Annotated in this window: 24 protein-coding genes and 1 pseudogene; 11 read left to right on the top strand and 14 right to left on the bottom strand. The window is 34.3% G+C overall.

The genetic code is table 11. From position 1 onward, the window contains the following. From AB8B52_RS03795 to AB8B52_RS03785, 3 genes and pseudogenes are all read left to right on the top strand, one after another. Positions 1–222, top strand: a pseudogene (locus AB8B52_RS03795) (hypothetical protein); the annotation flags it as partial. Between the two features lie 49 nt (positions 223–271). After that, positions 272–1,087 carry a PhzF family phenazine biosynthesis protein gene (locus AB8B52_RS03790; RefSeq protein WP_406025403.1) on the top strand — a complete coding sequence of 272 codons (816 nt, stop codon included), beginning with the start codon at positions 272–274 and terminating at the stop codon, positions 1,085–1,087. 31 nt (positions 1,088–1,118) lie between these two features. Next, positions 1,119–1,628, top strand: a complete 510-nt coding sequence (locus AB8B52_RS03785) for a GNAT family N-acetyltransferase (protein ID WP_406025401.1) — start codon at positions 1,119–1,121, stop codon at positions 1,626–1,628. A gap of 256 nt (positions 1,629–1,884) precedes the next feature. Here AB8B52_RS03785 and AB8B52_RS03780 read toward each other — a convergent pair whose 3' ends face one another. From AB8B52_RS03780 to AB8B52_RS03765, 4 genes are all read right to left on the bottom strand, one after another. Next, the gene (locus tag AB8B52_RS03780) at positions 1,885–4,107 is read right to left on the bottom strand and encodes a TonB-dependent receptor plug domain-containing protein (protein WP_406025399.1); all 2,223 of its coding nucleotides are present in this window, start codon (positions 4,105–4,107) and stop codon (positions 1,885–1,887) included. 2 nt (positions 4,108–4,109) lie between these two features. Continuing rightward, the gene (locus AB8B52_RS03775; protein ID WP_406025397.1) at positions 4,110–5,390 is read right to left on the bottom strand and encodes a cell surface protein; all 1,281 of its coding nucleotides are present in this window, start codon (positions 5,388–5,390) and stop codon (positions 4,110–4,112) included. A 92-nt stretch (positions 5,391–5,482) separates the two neighbouring features. Continuing rightward, complete coding sequence (locus AB8B52_RS03770; RefSeq protein WP_406025395.1) at positions 5,483–6,043, bottom strand: DUF4331 family protein; 561 nt, start codon at positions 6,041–6,043, stop codon at positions 5,483–5,485. Positions 6,044–6,078: 35 nt separating this feature from the next. Beyond that, positions 6,079–6,744, bottom strand: a complete 666-nt coding sequence (locus AB8B52_RS03765) for a DUF4331 family protein (protein ID WP_406025393.1) — start codon at positions 6,742–6,744, stop codon at positions 6,079–6,081. Between the two features lie 147 nt (positions 6,745–6,891). Here AB8B52_RS03765 and AB8B52_RS03760 point away from each other — a divergent pair, with 147 nt between their 5' ends. Beyond that, positions 6,892–8,067, top strand: coding sequence for an LETM1-related biofilm-associated protein (locus AB8B52_RS03760; RefSeq protein ID WP_406025391.1), 1,176 nt, complete (start codon positions 6,892–6,894; stop codon positions 8,065–8,067). A gap of 117 nt (positions 8,068–8,184) precedes the next feature. Here the strand turns inward: AB8B52_RS03760 and AB8B52_RS03755 are convergent, their stop codons facing one another. From AB8B52_RS03755 to AB8B52_RS03720, 8 genes are all read right to left on the bottom strand, one after another. Beyond that, positions 8,185–9,132, bottom strand: a complete 948-nt coding sequence (locus AB8B52_RS03755; protein WP_406025389.1) for a Fic family protein — start codon at positions 9,130–9,132, stop codon at positions 8,185–8,187. 62 nt (positions 9,133–9,194) lie between these two features. Further along, positions 9,195–9,950 carry a LytR/AlgR family response regulator transcription factor gene (locus AB8B52_RS03750; protein WP_406025387.1) on the bottom strand — a complete coding sequence of 252 codons (756 nt, stop codon included), beginning with the start codon at positions 9,948–9,950 and terminating at the stop codon, positions 9,195–9,197. A gap of 62 nt (positions 9,951–10,012) precedes the next feature. After that, a complete protein-coding gene (locus AB8B52_RS03745) occupies positions 10,013–11,152 on the bottom strand; it encodes an amidohydrolase family protein (RefSeq protein WP_406025385.1) in 1,140 nt (379 codons plus the stop codon). Positions 11,153–11,225: 73 nt separating this feature from the next. Then, positions 11,226–11,570: a 2TM domain-containing protein gene (locus AB8B52_RS03740; protein WP_406025383.1), complete on the bottom strand. Its 345-nt coding sequence runs from the start codon at positions 11,568–11,570 to the stop codon at positions 11,226–11,228. Positions 11,571–11,576: 6 nt separating this feature from the next. Beyond that, positions 11,577–11,885 (bottom strand): 2TM domain-containing protein, encoded by a 309-nt coding sequence (locus AB8B52_RS03735; RefSeq protein ID WP_406025381.1) that lies wholly within the window; start codon positions 11,883–11,885, stop codon positions 11,577–11,579. An 11-nt stretch (positions 11,886–11,896) separates the two neighbouring features. Next, positions 11,897–13,249 (bottom strand): histidine kinase, encoded by a 1,353-nt coding sequence (locus tag AB8B52_RS03730; protein ID WP_406025379.1) that lies wholly within the window; start codon positions 13,247–13,249, stop codon positions 11,897–11,899. A gap of 4 nt (positions 13,250–13,253) precedes the next feature. After that, positions 13,254–13,877, bottom strand: a complete 624-nt coding sequence (locus tag AB8B52_RS03725) for a tetratricopeptide repeat protein (protein WP_406025377.1) — start codon at positions 13,875–13,877, stop codon at positions 13,254–13,256. An 11-nt stretch (positions 13,878–13,888) separates the two neighbouring features. Continuing rightward, positions 13,889–14,311 (bottom strand): DUF2141 domain-containing protein, encoded by a 423-nt coding sequence (locus AB8B52_RS03720; protein ID WP_406025375.1) that lies wholly within the window; start codon positions 14,309–14,311, stop codon positions 13,889–13,891. 292 nt (positions 14,312–14,603) lie between these two features. On the opposite strand from AB8B52_RS03720, the gene AB8B52_RS03715 reads away from it, so the two are divergent. After that, positions 14,604–14,990: a VOC family protein gene (locus tag AB8B52_RS03715; RefSeq protein ID WP_406025373.1), complete on the top strand. Its 387-nt coding sequence runs from the start codon at positions 14,604–14,606 to the stop codon at positions 14,988–14,990. Between the two features lie 89 nt (positions 14,991–15,079). On the opposite strand, the gene AB8B52_RS03710 is transcribed toward AB8B52_RS03715, so the two are convergent. Continuing rightward, complete coding sequence (locus tag AB8B52_RS03710) at positions 15,080–15,499, bottom strand: nucleoside-diphosphate kinase (protein WP_406025371.1); 420 nt, start codon at positions 15,497–15,499, stop codon at positions 15,080–15,082. Between the two features lie 122 nt (positions 15,500–15,621). Here AB8B52_RS03710 and AB8B52_RS03705 point away from each other — a divergent pair, with 122 nt between their 5' ends. Genes AB8B52_RS03705 through AB8B52_RS03695 form a run of 3 tightly spaced genes read left to right on the top strand, consistent with a single transcriptional unit; the run spans position 15,622 to position 18,395 of the window. After that, complete coding sequence (locus AB8B52_RS03705; RefSeq protein WP_406025369.1) at positions 15,622–16,638, top strand: bifunctional oligoribonuclease/PAP phosphatase NrnA; 1,017 nt, start codon at positions 15,622–15,624, stop codon at positions 16,636–16,638. Between the two features lie 28 nt (positions 16,639–16,666). Continuing rightward, on the top strand, positions 16,667–17,200 hold the full coding sequence (gldI, locus tag AB8B52_RS03700) for a gliding motility-associated peptidyl-prolyl isomerase GldI (protein ID WP_406025367.1): 534 nt from the start codon (positions 16,667–16,669) through the stop codon (positions 17,198–17,200). After that, positions 17,193–18,395, top strand: a complete 1,203-nt coding sequence (locus AB8B52_RS03695; RefSeq protein ID WP_406025365.1) for a peptidylprolyl isomerase — start codon at positions 17,193–17,195, stop codon at positions 18,393–18,395. Before gldI ends, AB8B52_RS03695 begins: the two co-directional genes overlap by 8 nt. Before the next feature lie 67 nt (positions 18,396–18,462). Here the strand turns inward: AB8B52_RS03695 and AB8B52_RS03690 are convergent, their stop codons facing one another. Continuing rightward, positions 18,463–19,926 carry an aminoacyl-histidine dipeptidase gene (locus AB8B52_RS03690; protein WP_406025363.1) on the bottom strand — a complete coding sequence of 488 codons (1,464 nt, stop codon included), beginning with the start codon at positions 19,924–19,926 and terminating at the stop codon, positions 18,463–18,465. Positions 19,927–20,044: 118 nt separating this feature from the next. Between AB8B52_RS03690 and AB8B52_RS03685 the strand changes: the two genes are divergently transcribed. The 3 genes from AB8B52_RS03685 (at position 20,045) to AB8B52_RS03675 (ending at position 24,983) form a co-directional block, all read left to right on the top strand. After that, positions 20,045–20,749 (top strand): FKBP-type peptidyl-prolyl cis-trans isomerase, encoded by a 705-nt coding sequence (locus AB8B52_RS03685; RefSeq protein WP_406025361.1) that lies wholly within the window; start codon positions 20,045–20,047, stop codon positions 20,747–20,749. 81 nt (positions 20,750–20,830) lie between these two features. Further along, positions 20,831–21,898, top strand: coding sequence for a DUF3810 domain-containing protein (locus AB8B52_RS03680; protein ID WP_406025360.1), 1,068 nt, complete (start codon positions 20,831–20,833; stop codon positions 21,896–21,898). 94 nt (positions 21,899–21,992) lie between these two features. Next, positions 21,993–24,983 (top strand): amidohydrolase family protein, encoded by a 2,991-nt coding sequence (locus AB8B52_RS03675; protein ID WP_406025358.1) that lies wholly within the window; start codon positions 21,993–21,995, stop codon positions 24,981–24,983. Positions 24,984–24,988: the final 5 nt, after the last annotated feature.

Genomic DNA, 24,988 nt, shown 5'->3' with positions numbered 1-24,988 from the left:
GCATATTTACATTTTCCATCTATAGCTAAGGAATTTGAAACACCAATTCTGATGTGTAATTCTATTGGTTTCAGCGATAATTTTATTGCAAATGGATTAAGTTCCATTTGGAACTCAAGTGGAGAATTAATCGGACAATTAAATGATAGTGATGAAGGAATTTTAATTTGGGATGCTGAAACCCAGAAAGCGGAAGTTGAACAATATAATAAAAGTAAATAATTTTCACGCTATGAACCATATTTCAGAACGTGACAGCTAAAAAAACAATATGACCAAAATTGAAACTTACATTGTTGACTCATTTACGGATAAACCATTTAAGGGTAATCCAGCAGGGGTTTGTGTTCTTAGAGATGAATTAAGCGATAATGTAATGCAGTTAATTGCTAAGGAATTGGGACTTTCTGAAACCGCTTTTGTAAATATTCTAACTGAACAAAATAAATATCCAATTCGATATTTTTCACCCAAAATGGAAATTCCATTGTGCGGACACGCTACATTGGCTGCGTCCAAAGTAATATTTGAGAAAAATAAAAACTTATCAAATATCAACTTTATTAATATTCAAAAATTGGATTTAACCGTTCAAAAAAAGGGAAAAGAAATAATAATGGAGTTCCCTATTTATGAAACCAAACCGCAAAATGCACCAAAGGAATTACTTAAAGCACTTGGAATCGAAAAAATAATCAACAGTGAATATAACCAAGAAACCAAAATTTTACTTTTAGAAATTGAGGACTGTAAAGCATTGAGAAATTTAACACCTGACTTCGAAAAACTAAAAAAATCCCACAATTCAATAAACGGAGTTTTAATAACATCACTTTCAGACAAAACAAACTACGATTTTGAATCAAGATATTTTTGGCCTTGGAGCGGAACCAATGAAGACCCAGTAACTGGTGGAACTCATACCTTTTTAGCCAAATATTGGGGCAACAGATTAAAAAAAACAAAAATGAACTCTTTTCAATGTTCAGAAAGAACTGGATTTATGGAAGTGGAATTAGTAAGCGATAAAAAATTGACTATAAAGAGTGAAGCTCAAATAGTGTTTAGAGGAGAATTGCGTATATAAATTCCTTGGCAACAGATTTAAACTAAAGCATATGACTATAAAAAATAGCGAACTAACAGATGTTCCTAAAATATTTGAATTGTACAGAATAGCTACAGATTTTATGAAATCGAAAAATCAAGTTCATTGGCCTGAATTTCCAAAAGAATTAATCATAAATGAAATAGAAGAAAATAGACAATGGAAGTTATTGATTAACGAACAAATTGCGTGTATTTGGGCGACAACTCTGAATGACGAATTGATTTGGGGAAAGGAAAATAATGAACCTTCTCTTTATATTCATCGAATTGCTACAAATCCTGAATTTAGAGGTCAAAATTTGGTAAAAACATTAATTACTTGGGCAAATGAATTTGGCAAAAAGAAAAGTCTGAATTATATCAGGATGGATACAGTTGGTCTAAATAAAGGTTTAATTGCTCATTATGAAAAATTCGGTTTTGAATTTTTGGGAACAAAATATATCGAAAATACAAATGGATTACCAGAACACTATAAAGATGGAGAAGTATGTTATTTTCAAAAGGAAATCATATGAATAACAAGTGTTATAAAAATCAATTAAATAAATAAGCAAATAGGAAAAGCCAGTTGCCAACATCCGAATATAACAAACAGCAGAAAAAAGAAAACCCACTCTTTCGAGTAGGTTTTCCAACTAACAAAAAACTCAAAAAAACACCATAACTAACTTATGGTGAAACTAATCTTAATCAGAGATTAATCCTTTTTGCTAGCAACCAACCAATCAATCAACTTAATCTGCTTCCCCACAAATTAAGAACTGAAAGTTTTTAAAATCTGTAGCTTACGGTTCCTTTTATAAAAAATGGAACTCCTGGCGTAAAATGTATTTCGTCAACAGACTGTGCTTCATTTTGTAATCGCGATTCTGTTGCAAATTGGGTTTCGTTCCAATCTACATCAAAAAAGTTTTCTATAGCCAAACCAAGTGTTATGTTTTTTAATGTATAGTTAATGTTAACATCGGTTACTAAATAACCTTCTGCAACTATAGAATTATCTTCGTTTGCGGCTCTATCATCTAAATATCTAAAGCGTAATCCACCAGAAAACCCATTAAGATTATCAACAGATAAACCGCCTGTTAACGTAAAATCTGGTGCTAAGGGAATATAATTTTGTCCTTCAGGATCGTCAATACTTCTTGCATTGGTGATGGTGGCATCTGTATCTAAAAACAACCAATCGGTCATTTGATATCTCAAACCTAAATCCAAGCCGTAGCGTCTTGTTCTTCCACTTGGCTCTACAATACCTGCATCTCCAACGTACACAAACTCTTGTTCTAAAAACAAGTACCAAAGTGCAGAATTCACTACTAGTTTAGGTAAAGGTTTCCAAACGGTTCCTAAATCTGCTCCATAAGATCTTGGTAAAATGTCCTCACCTCCATTGGCAACCACAACTCTAGTATCGTTGGAATGAAAGCCTAATCCAGATTTTAAATACAATTGCAGATTATCTTGTGCATTGAAAAAGAAATTCAATTTAGGGCTGAGTATTGTTTTAGTTTCCGATAGTGTTTCGTAATTGGTTTGAAGCGCATCGTTATATAAGAATTTGAAATAATCTAGTCTTAAAGCTGGTGCAATTTTAAGTTTTCCAAATTCAAATTCGGCATTCACAAAAGCATCGATATTCGTTTGGTTAATATCACCTAACTGAATATTTTCTAAGGTTGTGGTTCGGTTTAAGGTTCGTGACAATTCTACATCATTAACAATATCGTGTCTTAAGCCTATACCAGACGTGACATTCAATTCTATATCTCCTAAAAACCTCGTATGCGAAATCGCTGTGTTTGCTCCAAAAATATTTCGATCTTCTTTTTGAAAAATTTGATCACCATTAATAGGATCTTCTAAAAAGAAGGTGAAATTTGAAAATAACTCAAACGCATAATGTGAATAAAAAGCATTGGTACTCAATTTGGTATCATCATCAATGTATTTATCGAACGTAACGTTAAAATTGGTACGTTCTGTTTCACCACCTTCCGTATCATCTATGGCTCCAAAACGCGTAATGTTTCCATTATCAACTTCACGCTGCGGAATTTGTCCTGAAGCATCCCAACGGCTGGTAAAATGTGACGCTGTTAAGGTGAGTTTATCATTTTCTGGTGAAAACATAACGTACTTTCCAAATATATTCAAGCGGTTAAAATTCTGTGGAGATTCAAACGGTCCATCTGTGCCAATATATTCTACAGCAACGTAAGCATTTTTATTTTTTGTGTTTTCCATAAGATTGAATAAACCAACAGTTCTCAAGGTATTAAACTGACCTGCTGAAAATGAGATTTCACTTTCTTTTAAATAATCTTTTGTTTTAAAATTGACATAGCCTGCCGTGTTAAAGTCACCTTCTTGCGCATAATAACCGCCCTTACCAAAGTCAATTTTATTTATGGTTTCTGGAATTACAAAGTGTAAATCGCTATAGCCTTGACCATGAGCGTGAGAGACCATATTTACTGGCATGCCATCAACCGAAATAGACACATCTGTTCCATGATCGATATCAAAACCACGTAGAAATATTTGTTCTGCTTTTCCGCCACCTGCATGCTGACCTATAAATAAACCAGGTACTTTTCTTAAAACTTCTTGTGACGAATTTACAGGAGTCACACTTAAGTCCATTCTCGAAATGGTGTTTACGGTATTTAGTTCTTCAGTAATCATCATTTCATCTAATTGAAACGTTTTTTCTTCCAGAATAATTCTTAAATTATCTGTAGATGCTAAGGCTATTGTTTTGGTTTTATAACCTAACAAACCTACTCTTAGAGAATCTCCTACTTTTGTTTTGGTTATTACAAATACACCATTTTCTGAGGTATGTGCATGACTTTCTGACGTCTCGTTGTATAGGTATGCAGCTTCTAAGGGCTGATTGAGTTCATTAACAACTACTCCTTTTAGATTTTGGGCAGTGACAACTAATGAAAAACAACCAAAGATTAGCACTGCTAAAATTTGCTTCTTCATCTTTATAATTGGTTAATTTTTTGTTTCATTAAAGGGCCTAATTCATATAAGCTTGCCGTTAATTCTTCCTTTAAAGGCTTTATTTGATCTGTTTTTCCTGTGGCTTTATAAATTTCAGCAACATGGTATAAAACAGCTGGTTCAAAGGTTTTGCCATCCACGTAGGTTTCAATAATGTCATTTGCTTTTTCAACATTTCCTTGTTTAAAATAGCTCCACGCCAATAAATCGTAAGACTGTGGTGTTGGTCTATTTTTAACTTCCGCTTTTGCTATTTCTATGGCTAATTCAGGAATTACCAATTCATCGGTATAAAAGATGACGTTATAACCATTATACATAACGCCATAAGCCTTATTTTTCACAATCCTTTGGTAGTTTTGTAAAGCATCCGATTTCAATACTGACTTGTTTTGATACTCGGCAATTTCAGCTTTCAAGAGGTCATAATCTGGAGCATGATAGTAGGTTGCCACTTGATTTAAGATGTTTAGTGCATCTTCTGGTTTATTATCGTAAGAATAGGCAATCCATGCGATTCCTTTTTTAGCATAAGCGTCATTAGGATCTAGCTCTAGTGCTTTTAGAAAGTAGTGGTATGATTTTTCAATCTCACCAGCATGTCCATAGAAATCTGCTATATTGGTATAAGACCATTGCTTTAAGGATTTAATATTAGACGACTCAGCAATTGCCATGGCTTTTTCCATATTTTGAATGGCACCTTCTAAATTACCTTGATGGTCTTCCCATTTTGATATGCGAATTAAATAATCGAAATCTGAATCATCTTTTATTTCCTTTAAATAAGCTTCTGCATGGAAATAGTTTCCTAATTCTAAATGCACATCGAAGAGCATTTTTTTAGTGCCATTTAATTTTTCGCCATTAGCTTCTGCTTTTTTTAATAATTCTAAAGCCTCTTTAAAACGGTGTTGCGAAATATAGTTTACTGCTAAGGCTTTTAAATAGCCTGCATTATTATAATTAGTGAATTCATTTGAAGCGATAAGGTCATTTTCAGCTTTTATTAAAAAATCGATATTTCCAGTTTTGCTAAAAACACTTGCATAAGCGCCAGAACGTTTTGCCTGATAAATAAATTGATTAGCGTTATCGTCTATTTTATTGGTCCAAAAGTGAGCATTCTCAAATAAGGCCGAACTATCAATTGTTGTAGTTAAATAGACTTGATAATCTTCTGGGTCTGTTACGGTTTTATGAGTACAACTAAAAGAAAGGAGTACTAATAAAATAAGGGGAATATTTTTTTTTAGTATCATGATTGAAAATTTTATGTGTTACTATTTTGAGTTTTGAAATAATTCTGAAGTAGCACCATAAGCGCTACTTCAGAATTGGAATTAGCACCTTTCTACATATGAGGAGACGCTAAATATGGAAAGGACGATAAGAATGCTTTATCGTTAGAGTCTACATTATCATTTGTTAATCCTGGCTTTTCAGAACCATCTGGGCCACCAAAAATTAACACTAATTCTGTATTTATAACGTCGTCAGCTAAAGCTCTACCTGTTAAAACAGTTGCAGGATCACCATTAAAAAATGTGGTTGTTCCATCTAAGTTTACGGTTAAAACATCTGTTGCTAAAGCTCCAGAAAAACCAGCTGCATCAGCTCCAAGGACTACATTCGTGGTATAATCTGGGTTTAGTGCTAATAATCGCGCTTCAAACATCGCTTGAAAAGCTGCTCCTTGCTGAGAAGGAATTGTGGTGTTAAAAGCATCTTTCATATTAGGGCTAACAAAAACGGTATTAATAGCTGGTCTGGCCATTTGGTCTTGTGTTGTAAACGTCCCTGAGAAATCTAGACCTGACGGAATTATTATTCCATCGTCGTCACTATTGCAATTAAAAACTGTCATCGACGCTAAAATTGCTATGGCAAATATTTTTATGTTGTTGAATTTCATTTTTTTAAATTTTTGAGATTATTATTTTCTTAAGCTTATTGTTTTCTTTTAGTTTCTACCCAAGTATTCACTGAACCTGAACCACCAATCATAGATTTTGGAACTTCAACAACAACAGATAATACGTTTGTACCAGCAAAAGAATCTGTACCTGGATTATTAAAACCAGATGCTGTACCACCTAAAATGGCACCAAATTGTCCGAAATCGAAAAAGAAAGGATCATCTCTTGGACCTGCGAAATAAGATATACCGCCAACGGTTTCTACAATTGCATTTTGTCCATAAGCGGTAATATCTACGGAACCTTGGTTTGCCGCTGTTGTTCCAATGGTACTGCTTAAGTTGGTACTGTTTGCAGGAAATGGTCCAAAAAAGTACATTTTGCCATCTCTAGGAATGGCTTGAATCACCAAATCTTCGATAGCATTACCATCGGTATCAATGTTGATTTCGATCATAATGTTCTCATCAAAAGTGGCACTTCCCGTTGATCCAGGGCTTAAAAAACCTTGTACGTTAGCTGCGAAAGCTATGGTGTTGCCGGATGCACCTTGAAAGGCATAAAAGTCTGTGATATCAGACAAACTGCTTGTTCCACCTCCATCTACAGCAGGAGCATCGATGTGATCTGCTGCAATAGCAACAAATGTTGCAATACCTAATATTGCTGTTGTGATTAAAAATTTTGTTTTTTTCATAATTTTGAGATTTTTGTTTTTAATTAATTTGTGTCTCTGTTCTACCTACGAAAAAATGTAAAAGGAGGTTTTATATTTTTTTAAAAAAAATAAAATCACTATAATTTTAAGAGATAAAAATTATCTTTATACTCTAATAAAAAGCGCATGAATCCATCAGCTAGCGGCTGGATAAAAAAATTACTTCAACAAGTTTCTGAGACGATGTATTCGCAAACAGAGACTGAAGAGTTTTACAACCGCCTAAAACAAGCTGGATTTATTTACGGAAGTAATATCAAAGTGGTACTCGACATCGTTAAACCCTTTGATTTTACTGAAGAAGAACGCTGTAAGATCAATCTCCTCCTCACCTACTACTTTATTTATAAAAAGGAAAAACCTCAGGAAGATTTTATAGATAGTTTAATTAGATATTACAAAACAATTAGCGACCAAAAGCGTTCGTTTTTTGAAGAATTATTCGGTAATAAACAACCCGATAGTTTGCTTGAACAGATTATCCATAAGCGTATTCATATTGATGATAATTTTATTTCAAAAAGTTTTAATTATTTTTTAATTAATGCTCTTTTATTTGTTGATGTATTAGGTTACCAGCGATTTTTAAAACAAGAAAATGATATTAAATCATATGTTACCGATTTGGAATCTGCCTTGGAAACCATTGTGTTTTCGGTTCTAGATCATAAATCTGAAAAAACAGAATACGATGACAACCTCATAAAACTATTTGAAGGGTCTATTCGTCATAAAAATTCTGAATTACCAACCTATACTAAAGCTGTAACATTTATAGATTCCCCTTTAGAAAAATTATATGTTATCGATTTAGTTTGCATGGCATCTTGGACAGATAAAGTTATCGATGCCGAAGAACGGGAGTTTCTAATTCGCTTAAAAAATGATTTGGAGCTAGATAGTAAAGTTGTAGCCGAATCTGTAAACGACATCAACTTGTTCTATGACGAACATAAAGAAGACGTTGCCTTTTTAAGTTCTAAAAATCTAGCCCAAAGTTTTTATGATAACAGTAGTAAAATAGTATCTAAACTGATTACGCGTAATGGGAAACGTTTAATAAAAGAACTTTCTGAAAGCAAGGAAGCGATGACACTTTTGGCGCAATCCACACAACGGAATCTTACGGAAGACGAGCAGAAGAAAATTCAATCGCAATTATTAGATATTTTTAAGTCTATACCGAGTTTAGCGATCTTTATGTTGCCAGGAGGAATGTTGCTTTTACCTTTGTTTGTGAAATTTATTCCTAAATTATTGCCTTCTGCTTTTGATGAAAATCGGATTGAGGATGAGGATTAGGTTGTTTTGAATTATTGGGTTATTCAGTTATTAAAGCTGCTTGCCTAAATAACAGAATAACTGTTAACCATCTTTTAGCAAATGAGACACCTATTTTTCTGAAATCATAAAATGATCTCAACTGCCTTTGGCCTTAATGTAATTAAGAACAGCCTCCTTAGTCGTAAACCAATTACGACCTTCTTTATGGGCATCAATTTTACCTTGCCTAGCTAATAAACTGACATATTCTTGACTATAAGGGATTTCTGGCTCGTCAACAATATTAGAAATACTTTGGTACTCTTTATCTGAACCTGGAATAGCACTTAAATAAATATTTAAAGTGCGCTCTGAAGCCTGACTCATTAACAGCATTAATTTAGTATAATTAGCATTATTAGCCTGATTTAAAGCCGCGTAATATTTTGCACGATCGTTAGTAAGAATGATAGCTGGTGGATAACCATGACGCATTAAAAGTAAATTCATTACCAAACGAACGGTACGACCATTACCATCAAAAAAGGGATGAATCCATACAAATTTATGATGAAAAACGGTAGCCAACTCTATAGGACTAAGTCCTTGTGGATTTCTATTTATATAACTAATTAGCGTATCTAAATACTCCGAGACCTTACGTGCATTTGGTGGTACCAAATTAGCGCCAGAAATACGGACACCAGCATTACGGAGACGGCCAGCATAATCGTCTTCTATTGAACGTAGCACCAAGCCATGCAGATCTAAAATATCTTTAGCGTTTAAAGTATAATCTGTTTGAACCAATTGATACAACTTATGTATTGCTGTTTCATGGTTTTTAGCTTCAAAATGTTCTCTTAGTGATTTTCCTTTTATAGTGATACCTTCTTGCAGTACCATTTGAGTTTCTCGTAAAGTAAGCGTATTACCTTCAATACTATTACTGTTGTAAGTCCATTCTATTAGAAACGCTTCTTTAATATTTTGCAACACAATATTAGGCAATGGCCTAGCTGCATTTAATATGTTAACCTTATCTGCTAACCTACTAAATGTGCCTTCTAACTCTTTTCGATATGCTTTTTCTACATTCCACACACACCAAAGATACAAAATATCGGTTAAATCTAAAAATAAACATATCCGATATTATAAAAAATTTATTCTAACCAATTCTTAAAATCCTTAACACGCTCTCTCGCCACAATAATATCTTGCTCGTTAAAACGGTTCAGTTTTATTTGAAGTCGGGAGTTGGTATAACTCACCATATCCTTAATTGCATTGATATTGACATAGAACTTTCTACTAATTCTGAAGAAAACGTCTGGTTCTAAATCGGCTTCAAGTTGATCTAACGTGGCATCTAACAAATAATTACGACCTTCGTTAGTAAAAGCGTAAGTCCCTTTGTTTTCAGAATAAATACATTCTATATCTTCAATATTAATGAGTTTTAAATGCTGACCTACTTTTACCGAAAACCGCTTTTTATACTCACGTCCAATAGGATTAACCAACAAATTTTTAATATCGTTAAAATCTAATGTGACGGCTTGATTTTGAGGTGCACGACCTTTATATTTTTTTACCGCAGTCGCTAAATCTTCGTCATCAATGGGTTTGAGCAAGTAATCAATACTATTAAGTTTGAAAGCTTGTAAAGCATACTCATCATAAGCTGTGGTAAAAATGACCGCAGAATTAATATCGATTGTCTCAAAAATTTCAAAAGATAAGCCATCACTTAACTGAATATCTAAAAAAATTAAATCTGGATGTGCATTATTCTGAAACCACTCAATAGACTCTTCAACCGAATGCAACATCGTTTCTGCATCCATACCTAAGGTTTTTAGCATACGTTGTAATCGTCTTGCTGATGGTTTTTCGTCTTCAATGATAATAGTAGTCATCTCTTAGTTTTTAGTTCTTGTTTAGATCGTATTGATTTTGAATTAATCAAATTAACACGCTCTTATAATTTAACCTTTTGTCCTTTTTTCCAAACGGTATTCACATTAGCAATCGCTTTAATATCTGTGGTTACATCACCATCTACAAGCAACAAATCAGCCGAAAAACCAACCTTAATAAAACCTGTGTTTTCTAAACCGAACGCTGTGGTAATATTACTTGTTCCTGCTTTTAAAACCTCTAAAATTGGCAGTCCTGAAGCTTCTAACAGTTCAAGCTCTTTGTATAAGTCTGTGCCATAGTTAATGTTTAAGTTGGGTGGATCTGTTCCTGCTAAAATCGGAATTCCAGCATCATACATTTTTTTTACTTCAGAAAGTAATTGTGCTTTGGTCAAAAACTTATCTGCTCCTGCACCAAAACTTTCAAAGGCTTTCAGTGTTGTCAGTAATGTGGGAATCACAAAGAACGATTGATCTTCAGAAAGTTCCTTTAGTTTTTCAGAATCTAATGCCTTATCCCACCAAATGTGTACTAACCCGTCCGCATCATTTTCAATAACATTAATAGCATCTTCTAAACGACTCACATGCACGACAGCTATTTTTTCAGCATTATGGGCTTCTTTAATTAATTCTGCAACAGTTGCTGAATCTAAAGTCGCTTTCCAAGGTTCTACAATAATTTTTATATGATCTACATTCGCTTTAACACGATCTGCAATAAATTGTTTGGCATCTTCTGGCTGACTTAATGTAGGTACCGAAAACCCAAATTGCGTACCATGCCCTTCTGGAGCTGTAGCTGCAAAACCTGCCACATAATAATTAGCATAATCTGTAGAGTCTTTTAATTGGCGCATTGGTCCTTGATAAGTTTCAAAACCATGCATATCCATAACATTTAACACACCAGCTTTTGCTGCTTGCTTCAATGACTCTGGTGCCCAAGCATGAACATGTGCGTTAGATAGTGCTGGTAATAAGGTTTTGCCTTCACCATCAATAACGTACATGTTTTTTTCATTCGCGACATCAATACGGTTTGAAATTTTAGAGATGATGCCATTTTCGAATAAAACGGAAGTCTTTGAAATAACGTTATCACCATCAAAAACCTTAACATTTTTAATAAGCACATTGTTTTGTCCAAAACTAATAATAGTGACTAAAAGGGCTATAATTATTGAATATATTTTCATGATTTTTAAATTTAAGATTCTTGGTTAAATATTGCTCCACTTCTAACTTCGTACTTCAAGCTTCCCGCTCATCTCACTCCCAACTTTGACGTTCTTTCTCCATAAATTCTTCCACCTTGCGCTGTTCCCAATCTTGACTAAAGAAAAAATTTGGACCAAAGACACCTAAAAAATGAAATATTAAACCGATGCCCCAAAACGTCGCTGTAGCATATGGTGCGAAACTAAAAAACCCTTCTTCAGAATTTATAGCCACCACAATGATTAAGAATAAATTCACTACCACAAAAACTGCCAAGTGCCAATAAAAACCAACAATGGCTTCCACCTTTTTTTTCGCTCTTAAATAAGCTTCTTCTTTTCTATAATCTGATTTATTAACATCAGCTTCATATGGTTCTATACTATACTTTTCCATAATATGTTATTTTTTATTTGATAATTCTTTTTCCATTAAGGCTTCAATTTTTCGCTCTTCCCAGCCTTGTAAAAATGTTACAGAAATAAAATGAATGAGCAATACAATTCCCCAAACCGTCCAAGAACTTAAAACACTAATACTGAAAAAGTCATTAGTAAAACTCGCCCAACTATCTAAACTATTAGATAATTTGAATCCTGTAATTACAATATTAATAATGATGTAAACTGCGAGATGATTGTAGAATTTCTTCAATTTTTCAACTCTGTCTTTCGCCTTAATATATTTCAAATTTGTGTCTTGTGTTTTCATAATATTCTAAATTAATTCCAACGATTATTGCCATCTTCTTTTCGCATATATTCTTCAATTTTGCGCTTTTCCCAACTGCCACCTAAAGGACCATTATCCACAAATACACGATAGGCTTGGAATACTAAACTCAGTCCCCAACCAAACATAGGAAACCAGAACCATTGAATAGTGTATCTTGAATATTGGTACCAAATAAATATTAAAAATGGAATCACAAAACAATACGAAATTAAGCTGTAATAAAAGCTTTTTAGTTCCTCTACACGCTTGCGCGCCTTTACATAATCGTCATTAAGTCGTGCTTCTGATTTTTGATTTGTTCTCATAACAGCTACTTGTTTTGTAAGCATCGGTATGGCTACTGCAAAATCCTTTTCGCGTTGATTGATATGTACTTTTCTATTTGAAAGCAACTGATACCGTTGTTTTATATTTTCTAAACCTACTCCACTACTCTTCTTTACAATTTGTTTGGGTTGTAGATTATTCATAACGACCAAATGATCTCCGTCTTCGTATATTTTAATGTGCAAAGGTTTGCTTGTGGTAACCATATTATGCTTCACCGCGTTTTCTAAAAGCAATTGCAAGGATAAAGGCACTACTTTACTTTCTGGATTTGATGCCTTATCTGGAATTTCAAAAATAATGCTGTCTTCAAAGCGCATTTTTAAAAGCGACATATAGGTTCTGGCAAAATTTAACTCTTCGTCTACCGTTACCAATTCTTTACTTTTTTGTTCTAAGACATAACGGTAAACTTTAGATAATGACGTTGTAAACTTTTGAGCATTTACTGGATTTTCCTCAATTAAACTTGTTAATACATTGAGACTATTAAATAAAAAATGAGGATCTAATTGATTCTTTAGCGCATCGAATTTAGCACTTGCCGTACCTGCAATGACCTTTTGCTCTTGTATCTTATTCTTTTGGTAACGGTTATAGAAATAAGCAACATAAAAGAATGACACAATAGTTAGCGTAATCCATAACCCAAAGGAATAACCTGCCCAAGACTCATTGGTAATAAAAGTGTTTAAATTTTCATTAAAAATAATCACCTCGATAAATATTCTAAGGAAGAAAATGCAGATTAATGTAATGACTGTACTTCCTAAAATGCCGTATAAAATGCGCTGTATCACCTCGTACTTATAAAACTGACGCTCTTTTATAAAATTAAAATAAAAGGAATTCACATATTTAAGAACAAACGTATACAGTTGATAGAAACCAAAGTTGATTAAAAAATCATTAGTACTTTTATAATTAAAGCTTGTAGACATATAGCTTCCAATCACAAAAACCACACAGCCCATAAAAAAGGTGACTAAGATATTTTTACTCGACTTTAGCATAATTCTATTTATTACATTCTTCTAAAACTTGTTGTGCGCGCTCTTTCCCCCAACCTGGGTGCAAATCGCTCTCTGGCTTAAAGGTATCAAAAAGAGCCACCGATGCTTCAATATCTTTACAATAAGGTGCTGTATCTTTTCCGAAATACCTAGCACTTCCCATGGCCCATTCTGCCTTACCAAAAGCTACTCTTGGGTTTTTAGGATCTAAAACTGTTGCTTTTTCATATAATTCGGCAACTTTTGCTCCGTATTTCATACCATAAGTCATACCATCAAAAGCCACCCAATTGGTTAATACTTGTGCTTGCATGACTAACAATTCTGCATTATTTTCGGTTTTTGTCATAGCGTCGTCTAGATGCGTTTGTGCTTTTTCTAATTGCGCTTTTACTTTACTCGCATCTTTTTCATTCCAAGTTTTTAAGCTATTTATTTGAGCAATATAATAGTTAGGCAACCATTCTTTTGGTTCAGCCTTAGCAATGCGCTCAAACATATTTTCTGCTTCGTCTGTTTTATCGGCTTCCCAAAGTTCAAAGGCTTTGGTCATGCCTTTTTCAAAATTAGTTTGTGCCTGTGTGATTCCAACAAAAAGGAACACAATCGTAAAAATTACATGGTTCATAATAATGAGATTTATAAAGTTATTTTAACTGTTTTATTTGCTTTGAGGCTAAACTTAGCATCTTCCCATTTTGGTGGTCCCATTATACCTGTTGCGTTATTAGAGCAGCCATAATCTTCGGAAGGAAAACCAAAAAAGTTAGTATCCATTTTGCCATTATTATTTTCATCATGAAAAATACCAACGGCATATGTCCCTTCTTCAATACCATCAAAAATAACTTCAGCCTTATTATTTTCAATAGCGCTTTTAGAACCTTTAAAGGTCTTTTTTAAGAAACCAGTTTTGGTATTATATAAGGCGATAAACATGGTGCCATTATTTGTACTGGCATTTTCTACAGCAACCGTAACCGTGAAGCTGTTTTGAGCTTCTAACTGAAGGCTTAAAATATTAATAACAGTTAGGATAATAATTTTTACAAGGATATTCATGATGCTTTGTTTTTGTTTGATACAAATATCGGATACAAGTGCTGTTTTTAAAAATTGAAATAACTGAAATGTAATTTTTTGAAGATGAATTGTTGTTTTTTCATTTTTTTGGAGATGAAGATGATAAGTAAGACTAATTTAATATTGCAATGGCATCATCTTATTGATTCTAATTTGTTAAGTTTTTTTCTATTTTTAAAACTTAATTTTAAACTCATTTGCGGTAAACTATAGCTTTTAAACGTTCAACCTAATTTATCAGTTTTATTATAACTTAAAAAATAAATCACCAATGCTCAAATTTTCATTAAACCATATCGCACTTTCAGTAAAAGATGTAGACGTCTCCGTTGAATTTTATCAAAACATATTTCAACTTGAAGAAGTTAAGAATACAGCATCAAACTCTAAAACGAGATGGTTATCACTTAATGAAGGGAAAGAACTTCATCTTATTCCGCGACCAAATTTTGAGATAAAAATTAATAAAGCTGTACATTTTGCTTTAGCAACAACTGATATTAATGTCTTTATTGAACATCTTAACAGCTTAAATATTACCTACTCTGATTGGCTTAATACTGTTAATAAAGATTATATAAGAAATGATGGTGTAAAACAAGTCTACTTTCAAGATCCTGATGGCTATTGGATTGAAGTCAACCAAGCTAGTTCATAGCATTAAAGGTATTTAATAATAAATGTTCTTAAAATAAAAAAAGACCATCTGTAAAGATGATCTTTTTAAATATCGTGTATGCTTTAGATCTAAAACATATCTCTACCAGAAAAATGAAACGCACCTTCAATAGCTGCATTGTCATCACTATCACTTCCATGTACTGCATTTTCGCTAATAGAATCTGCAAACATTTTACGAATAGTCCCTTCTGCTGCATCAGCAGGATTAGTAGCACCAATTAAGGTTCTGAAATCTTCAACAGCATTGTCTTTTTCTAAAACTGCTGCGACGATAGGACCACGTGTCATATACTCTACCAATTCGCCATAAAACGGACGCTCACTGTGTATGGCATAAAATGCTTTCGCATCTTGCGTCGTCATGTGCGTTAATTTCATTGCTACGATTCTAAATCCTGAAGCATTAATTTTTTCTAATATTGCGCCAATGTGTCCTTTTTCAACAGCATCTGGCTTTAACATTGTAAATGTTCTGTTAGTTGCCATATATAATTTTTTAATGGGTTGCACCTGTGCAAATGTGCTTTGGTGAATTCGGTTGCAAAAGTAATGTATTTCTTTAATTAATCAAGCCCTTCAAATATTAAAAAAATGTATCTTCGTCATCTATGACAAAAGCACAAATTTCCGAGTTAAAAGCGGTATTAAGTACACCTAAAAATATTGTTATTGTTCCGCATAGAAATCCAGATGGAGATGCCATGGGTTCAACTTTGGGCTTATATCATTACCTAAAATTACATGAGCACAATGCTGTTGTAATTGCACCAAACGATTATCCCGATTTTTTAAAATGGCTGCCAGGTGACGACACGGTTTTAAAGTTTGAAGCACAACAAGACGAAAGTGAAGCGCTGATCAACAAGGCTGATTTAATTTTTACTTTAGATTTTAATGCCTTTCATAGAGCAGGTCATGACATGGCTGAAATCTTAGCAACTGCTTCAGCAACCAAAATAATGATCGATCATCACCAACAACCAGATGATTATGCCGCGTATATGTATTCTGATGTAAAAATGTCTTCCACTTGCGAAATGGTCTATAATTTTATTGAAATGCTCAATGATTCTGATAAAATAAATGAGAATATTGCTACTTGTTTGTACGTTGGCATTATGACAGATACAGGCTCATTTCGCTTTCCGGCAACCACAAGCAGAACACACCAAGTCATTGGTAACTTAATTGATAAAGGTGCAGATAATTCTCAAATTCATAATAATATATACGATACTAATAGTTATAGTCGTTTGCAATTATTAGGTAGAGCGATGCAAAATTTAAAGGTGATTCCCGAATTAAAAACGGCTTATATGACGCTTTCTCAGGCAGAGTTAGACGAATTCAACTTTAAGAAAGGAGATACAGAAGGCTTTGTAAATTATGCATTATCCCTAAAAGGCATTATATTTGCTGCGATTTTTATTGAAAGTAAACAAGATCACATTATAAAAATTTCATTACGAAGTAAAGGCGAATTTTCAGTGAATGAATTTTCGAGAGCGCATTTTGGAGGAGGTGGTCATACCAATGCGGCTGGAGGAAAAAGTGAAGATGATATGAAGACAACAATCCATAAATTTATTAGTATATTACCTAATTATAAACAAGACTTGTCCTAATCCCAAAATAGGTCATAAATTATTTGAAATGAAAAACCTACTCATTCTATTTATTTTTTCCTTTTTGTGTTTCAGTTGTAAATCACCTGAAGCACGCATGCCAGAATCCGTGCAATCAGGCTCGTTTTTAAAAGCCTCAGCAGAACGCAATAAAAAACTGAACGAACGCGAACGCGAACAACTACAACATATTATAAAAAGTAATCCAGATAAAGCCTATGTGGCTTCAAAAAGTGGTTTTTGGTATTACTACAATACTAAAATGGAAAATGATACCATTCAACCGCAATTTGGTGATGTTGTCAATTTCACTTTTAATGTTTCTAATATTGAAGGTACTGAGATCTATCCAGACAAAGTAAAAACCTATGTTATGGACAAGGAAGAATTATTCACTGGTTTACGTGAAGGTTTAAAACTTTTAAAACCAACTGAAACAGCCACATTTTTGTTTCCATCTCAAAAAGCATTTGGCTATTATGGCGATGAATATAAAATAGGAACAAATGTTCCTTTAATTTGTAAAGTAACTTTAAACACAATAACTCAAAAAAATGATTAGAAAAGCAATTACAGCATTTGTTGTACTCTTAGTTTTGGCAAATATTTCTTGCCAAGAACGTCTTTATCCTGATTTAGACGATGGCCTCTATGCAGAATTCGTAACAACTAAAGGGACCATGGTTGCCAAACTATACCATGATAAGGTACCTGTAACAGTAGCCAATTTTGTAGCACTTGCAGAAGGCAATCATCCAATGGCAGAAGAAAAGTATAAAGGGAAACCTTTTTATGATGGGATTACATTTCATCGTGTGATGGATAATTTCATGATACAAGGTGGTGATCCAACAGCCAGTGGTACCGGCACACCTGGATACAAATTTGCAGCAGACTTTTCGGCAGATTTAAAACATGATAAACCTGGTATTTTATCTATGGCTAATGGTGGAGGTATCAATACTAACGGAAGTCAATTCTTTATAACCGAAGCACCATACCCGAGAGGAGATGCTTTTGATGCTCAAGGAAAAATGAAACCGTGCGACCAACGTGGAGTAAGCTGTCATTCCGTCTTTGGTGAGTTAGTAAAAGGGCTCGAAGTACAAGATTCTATCTCTAATGTAAAAGTTGCAGCAAGAAACAAACCTGTTGAAGATGTTGTAATTTCTAAATTAAATATTATCAGAAAGGGATCAGCCGCAAAAAGCTTTGATGCACCTAAAATATTTACGGAAGAAATGCCTAAGGTGGAAGAGAATATTTTAAAAGCAAAAGAAGAAGCACAAAAAGCAGCCAAAGCCAGAGCGGAAGTTGCCCGAAAAGAATGGTTAAAAAATAGCGAATCACTCAAAGGACGTCGTATAGAATCACCAACAGGTATGGCCATGATTTTTACAAATGAAAGTAATGGTGTTACGCCAAAATCTACAGACCGTGTCAACATTGATTGCGCTGGTTATTTAGAAAATGGAGATTTATTTTGGACGACGAAGAAAGATGTTGCCGAGAAAAATGGAAAATATGACGAAAGACAAGACCAAGCTGGTCGTTACGCTCCATTTGATATGCCATACAACGAAACAGCACGTTTAATTGCAGGTTTTAGAGAAGCGATGTTAAATATGAAGATTGGAGATAAAGCCAGAGTATTTATTCCTTATTATTTAGGTTATGGAGAAAACGGAAATCCTCCTGTGATTCCGCCGAGTGCTAACCTCGTTTTTGATGTGGAATTGGTAAGTATTAAAAATTAATTCTACTCTTAGAACAAACAAAAAAAAGCAGCTTTTCGAGCTGCTTTTTTTGTATCGTAAACTAAAATTATCGTTTAGGAATATTTGCTAAAATCTCTAAAACAAATTTCCAATACTTTTGTGCTGAAGAAATCTGAGCACGTTCATCTGGTGAGTGTGCTCCTTTAATATTTGGGCCAAAACTAATCATATCCATATTTGGATAGTTGGTACCTAAAATTCCACATTCCAAACCTGCGTGGCAAGCAGCAACGTTTGGTTTTTCGCCATTATTTAAACGCTCATAAATCGGCACTAATACTTTTAAAATATCAGAATCCATATTCGGAGCCCAACCAGGATAATCACCAGATAATTCTACTTCGCAACCTGTTAATTCAAACGTAGCGCGTAAGGTATTCGCCAAATCTAGCTTGGTACTTTCTACGGAACTGCGGGTTAAACAGCCTATTTTAATATGACCATCTTTTACAATGACACGTGCCACATTATTAGACGTTTCTACTAAACCTTTAATATCAGGACTCATACGATAAACGCCGTTCCAAGCAGCATACAGCGCTCTAGTTAAGCCTTCTTGCACACCTAAATCCATTATTTTTTTAGGAGTCTCAATCTTAGAAATCACGATTTCCAAATCTGGTTCCATGGTTTTAAATTCGACTTTTAATTCGTCTGCAACTATTTTCATTTCCGCTTCAAAAGCAGCTTCATGCACAGCGTCAATAGCAACCGTTGCATTACTTTCTCTTGGGATGGCGTTTCGTAAACTACCACCATCAATTTCAGAAATACGCAATCCAAAGTTCTCAAAACCATCAAATAACAAACGGTTCATTAATTTATTGGAATTACCCAAACCTTCATGAATTTGCATGCCTGAATGACCACCTTGCAAGCCTTTAACGGTTATTTTATAGCCTAATTTAAATTCCGGAGTCTCTTCTTCTTTATACTCGCGTGTAGCAGTAACATCGACTCCACCAGCACAACCGACTCCGATTTCGTCATCTTCTTCCGTATCAAGATTTAAAAGAATCTCACCTTTAAGTAAACCACCTTTTAAACCTTTCGCACCAGTCATTCCTGTTTCTTCATCAATAGTGAACAAGGCTTCTAATGCAGGATGCGCAATGGTATCACTTTCTAAAATAGCCATAATTGTTGCCACTCCTAACCCATTATCTGCACCAAGTGTTGTGCCTTTTGCTTTTACCCAATCACCTACCACATGCATTTCAATCCCTTGCTCATCAAAATTAAACTCGGTATCGTTATTTTTTTGATGCACCATATCTAAATGACTTTGCATAACGATGGCTTTTCGATCTTCCATGCCTTTAGTCGCAGGTTTGCGAATAATCACATTTCCAACTTCATCCTCTATAGTTTCTAAACCGAGATTTGCTCCAAAATCTTTCATAAATTGAATAACACGCGCTTCCTTTTTAGAAGGTCGTGGTACAGCATTTAAATCTGCGAATTTATTCCAAAGTTGTTTTGGCTCTAAGGCTCTTATTTCTGAACTCATATGTCTATCATTTATTGAATTGCAAATTTACGAAATAAGGCTTAGTCTTTTTTCTAAAGATGCTTTAAAAAAAACAATATTTATTATACTTTCGTGTTTGAATAAAAATTCAAAAAAAATGAAAATAAGAATAGGATACATTGTTTTAGCTATAACGCTATTAGCTTGCAACAATAAAGGAAATACAAATGCTGACATTATTTTAACTAACAATATAGATTCTGTTAGTTATGCTATTGGTGCAAATCAGGCAAAAGGACTTTTAAATCAAGTGCCTAACTTAAATCTTGATGCTTTTATAAAAGGCTATCATGATGTTGCAGATTCAACTGATTTAAAAATCCCTGAAGTAAATCATCAAGCTATTCTTCAAACATTTGGTAAGAAACTTCAAGAAGAACAAAGACTTAAACAACAGAACGAGCTAGAAGCAAAATTCGCTGATATTAAAAAAGCAAATTTAGCTTTTTTAGAAGCTAACAAATCAAAACCAGACGTAAAAATTACGCAAAGCGGATTACAATATATAGTGGTAAAGGAAGGTACAGGAAAACAACCCGATGGTCCTTCAGCTAATGTGACTGTAGCTTACAAAGGTACAACGATTGATGGAACCGAGTTTGATAGTTCTGACTCATATACAACAGCTTTAAATGCCGTTGTTAAAGGTTGGACTGAAGGCATTCAACTAATGAAAGAAGGAGCTAAATATAAGTTTTTTATTCCTCAAGAATTAGCTTATGGAGCTAATCCACGACCTAATGGTATCATAAAACCTTTTATGACGTTAGTTTTTGAAGTAGAATTAATTAAAGTCAACTAATTAATTTTTAATAACATTGTTTTAAAAGCTTGAGTCTCATTAACTCAAGCTTTTTTAGTTTAAATCTTCTATTTTTAGTGTATGCAGAACTATAAAAAAGTCATTATTGCCTTTTCCTTCTTATTATTATTTGGATTCATCTCAATCCTGAAAGCATACCCTCAATTTGTTGAGCAATATTACAGTAATGGCCTTTATGTGTTTATATCGAAACTTAGTCGCTATGTGTTTGGGTGGGTTCCATTTTCCGTTGGTGACATCTTTTATACCTTAGCTGGAATTTATCTCATCCGCTGGCTCATCGTCAATAGAAAACGTATGATTAAAGACACCATAAATTGGCTGTTAGATATTGGAGCCACCTTATCCATCGCTTATTTTGCATTCCACATCCTTTGGGCTTTTAATTATTATAGACAACCGCTTAACAAATCGCTAAACATTAAAGCAGATTATAACACTGAACAGCTCATTTCATTTACAGAGCGTTTAATTTCAAAATCGAATCGTGTACACAATGAGCTTGCCATACACGACACCATAAAAATAGAATTTCCATACACCAAAGCTGAAATTTTTAATAAAGTTCAAAATGGTTACCAAACACTTTCCGAAGTTTATCCGCACCTCAACTACGAACGCAAAAGCCTTAAAAAATCTATTTACAGTTTACCCTTAACCTATATGGGATTTTCGGGTTATTTAAATCCTTTTACTAATGAAGCTCAGGTGAACGGCTTAATTGCCACTTATAAATTTCCAACCACATCGTGCCATGAAGCAGCGCATCAAATGGGTTATGCTGCCGAAAACGAAGCTAATTTTATAGGCAGTTTGGCAGCGATTCATAACGACGACCTTTATTTCAAATATTCGGGTTACACCTTCGGACTTCGGTATTGCTTAGCCGAAATTTATAAAAGAGACCCTGAAGTTTATGAAAAACTGCTTCCTACAATTAACAAAGGCATCCTTAAAAACTATCAAGAGGTCAAGGATTTTTGGCAATCTTACGAAAATCCTCTAGAACCTATTTTCGAAACGACCTTCGATAATTTCTTAAAAGCCAATAATCAATCAGCAGGCATGAAAAGTTATAGCTATGTCGTTGCGCTTTTAGTTAATTATTATGATGACAAAGCACTTTAGCGATTCCATAAATAAAAACGTTAAAATATTTCGATTTCATCTCAACTTAAGCTTTAATTGATATCTTTAGGAAGTTAATTAACCATCCCTTTTTATGAAAAAACTATATTTACGGCTGCTCATATGCATGTGCAGCGTTTCGCTATTTGCACAAGACTATTTTCCCAGTAATTCTGGAGTAGTTTCAAATAATTCAAATTACACGGCATTTACCAATGTAACAATTCATGTCTCACCAACCGAAGTTTTAGACAATGCCACACTTCTTATTAAAGATGGCAAAGTGATTAGTGTAGGTGCGTCAGTAAGCATTCCGAAGAATACCACCAAAATTGATCTTTCAGGAAAAACTATTTATCCATCGTTTATTGATTTATATACCACGTTCGGTGTAGAAAAACCGAAGCGTGGTGGCAATGGCCCGCAATACGCAGCCAGTAGAAGTGGTTTTTACTGGAACGACCATATAATGCCAGAGCAAGATGTGATGGCGTCTTTTACCTATGATGCTAAATCGGCTTCCGAAATGCACAAATTAGGTTTTGGTGTCGTAAATACACACATGCCAGATGGTGTGGTGCGTGGCACAGGAGCCTTAATTGCACTCAACAATAATGCAGATAACGCACTGCGCGTTGTAGATGGCGAAACCACACAACATTTATCGTTTAGCAAGAGTGTAAAATCACGACAGTCTTATCCATCTTCCATTATGGGAAGTATGGCTTTATTACGCCAAATGTATGATGATGCTAAATGGTACGAAGCTGGTAAGATTAACACCAAAGACTTATCATTAGAAGCTCTAAATGGCAACAAAAACTTACTTCAAATTTTTGAAGCTGGTAGTAGAGCCAATCTGATGCGAGCCGATAAAGTTGGTGATGCTTTTAATATTCAATATACCATTGTAGGTGGTGGAGATGAATATGAGCGTATTGCCGAAGTTAAAGCAACCAATGCCACAGTGATTCTTCCTATCAATTTTCAATTGGCTTACGATGTAGAGGATGCCTTTTTGGCAAGCACCTTATCTTTAAGTGATATGAGAACTTGGAACCAAGAGCCACATAACCCAAGATTATTAGCAGAAAACGGTATTAATTTTGCATTAACCACCCACGGTTTAAAAGCGGTAAAATCATTTTCAAGTAACTTAATGAAAGCCATTGAAATGGGACTTTCTAAACAAAAGGCATTGGAAGCACTCACCACGATTCCAGCCTCATTATTAGGGAAATCTGATGTTTTAGGCACATTAAAAACAGGAAGCTACGCTAATTTCTTAATTACAGATGGTGATATTTTTGAAAAGAAAACTAAACTTTTTGAAAATTGGGTACAAGGCACACCACATGTTCTTGAAAGTATGACCACCAAAGATATTGATGGTGATTACAATTTTAAACTAGCAGGTGAAACTTATAAACTTTCAATTTCTGGCAGTACGTCTAAGCCAAGCGCAAAACTAGAAAGTAACGACAAGTCTTTAGGCACAAAAATGAGTTACAAGGACGATTGGATGAACCTCACCTTTAAAACGGCTGATAGTACTAAAAAAGAATTTATTAGAATTGTTGCCAATGCTGCAAATACGAATGTACTTGATGGTAAAACTATATTACCAAACGGCAATAGTTTGCCTTTTTATACGACTAAATCCAAATCCGAAGACTCAGATAAAAAGGATTCTAAAAAGAAAACAGAAGACGATACTGATGTACCTTTTATGAGTCCGATTACCTATCCTAACTTAGCTTATGGATTTACAGAAAAACCAAAATCAGAAACCTTATTATTCAAAAATGCAACGCTTTGGACCAACGAGAAAGATGGAGTTTTAGAAAATACCGATATCTTAATTAAAGATGGAAAGATTTCAAAAATTGGTAAAAACCTTTCGAGTAACAAAGCAACAGTAATTGATGCTACAGGCAAACATATTACGGCTGGTATTATTGACGAACATTCTCATATTGCAGCAGCATCTATAAACGAAGGCGGACAAAATTCTTCGGCAGAAGTGACCATTGAAGATGTTTTAGATGATGAAGATGTAGACATCTATCGCAATTTAGCAGGAGGTGTAACGTCGATACAAATTTTACATGGATCTGCGAATCCTATTGGAGGGCGTTCTGCTATCATTAAACTAAAATGGGGAGAAAGTGCAGATGATTTAGTTTATGATGATTCTCCAAAGTTTATCAAATTTGCATTAGGTGAAAATGTAAAGCAATCGCGAAGCCGAACCAATTCACGTTTCCCACAATCTCGTATGGGAGTTGAGCAAGTTTTTGTGGATTATTTCAGTCGTGCAAAAGCCTATGACGATGCCAAGAAAAGTGGCAAGCCTTACCGAAAAGATACAGAAATGGAAGTGTTGGCTGAAATTTTGAATAAAGAGCGTTTCATTTCGTGTCATTCTTATGTGCAAAGTGAAATTAATATGCTGATGAAGGTGGCAGAGCAATTCAATTTTAAGATCAATACGTTTACGCACATCCTTGAAGGTTATAAAGTTGCTGATAAAATGGCTGAGCACGGAGTTGGTGGATCTACATTCAGTGATTGGTGGGCTTATAAATATGAAGTTAATGATGCCATACCTTACAATGCAGCGATAATGCATAAGGCTGGAGTTGTTACAGCGATTAATAGTGATGATGCTGAAATGGCACGTCGTTTAAATCAAGAAGCTGCAAAATCCATAAAATATGGAGGTGTTAGTGAAGAAGACGCTTTAAAGTTTGTGACTTTGAATCCTGCCAAATTATTACATCTCGACAAACGTGTTGGAAGCCTAAAAGTTGGTAAAGATGCCGATGTGGTTTTATGGACCGACCATCCATTATCCATTTATGCAAAAGCCGAAAAAACGATTATTGAAGGAGTGACTTATTTCGATTTAGAAAAAGACAAACAAATGCGTAACGCTATTAAGAAAGAGAAAAGCGAATTGATTACTTTAATGCTTCAAGATAAAAACAAAGGCTTAAAAACACAGCCTGTTAAAAAGAAAGAAGACAAATTATTGCATTGTGATTCCATGGATAACGAACATACGGAGCACAACCACAACTAATACGA

Source organism: Winogradskyella sp., from assembly GCF_045105575.1.
Taxonomy (GTDB): Bacteria; Bacteroidota; Bacteroidia; order Flavobacteriales; family Flavobacteriaceae; genus Winogradskyella.
Note: the sequence above shows the minus strand (reverse complement) of the source record. Positions and strands in the feature narration are given on the sequence as shown.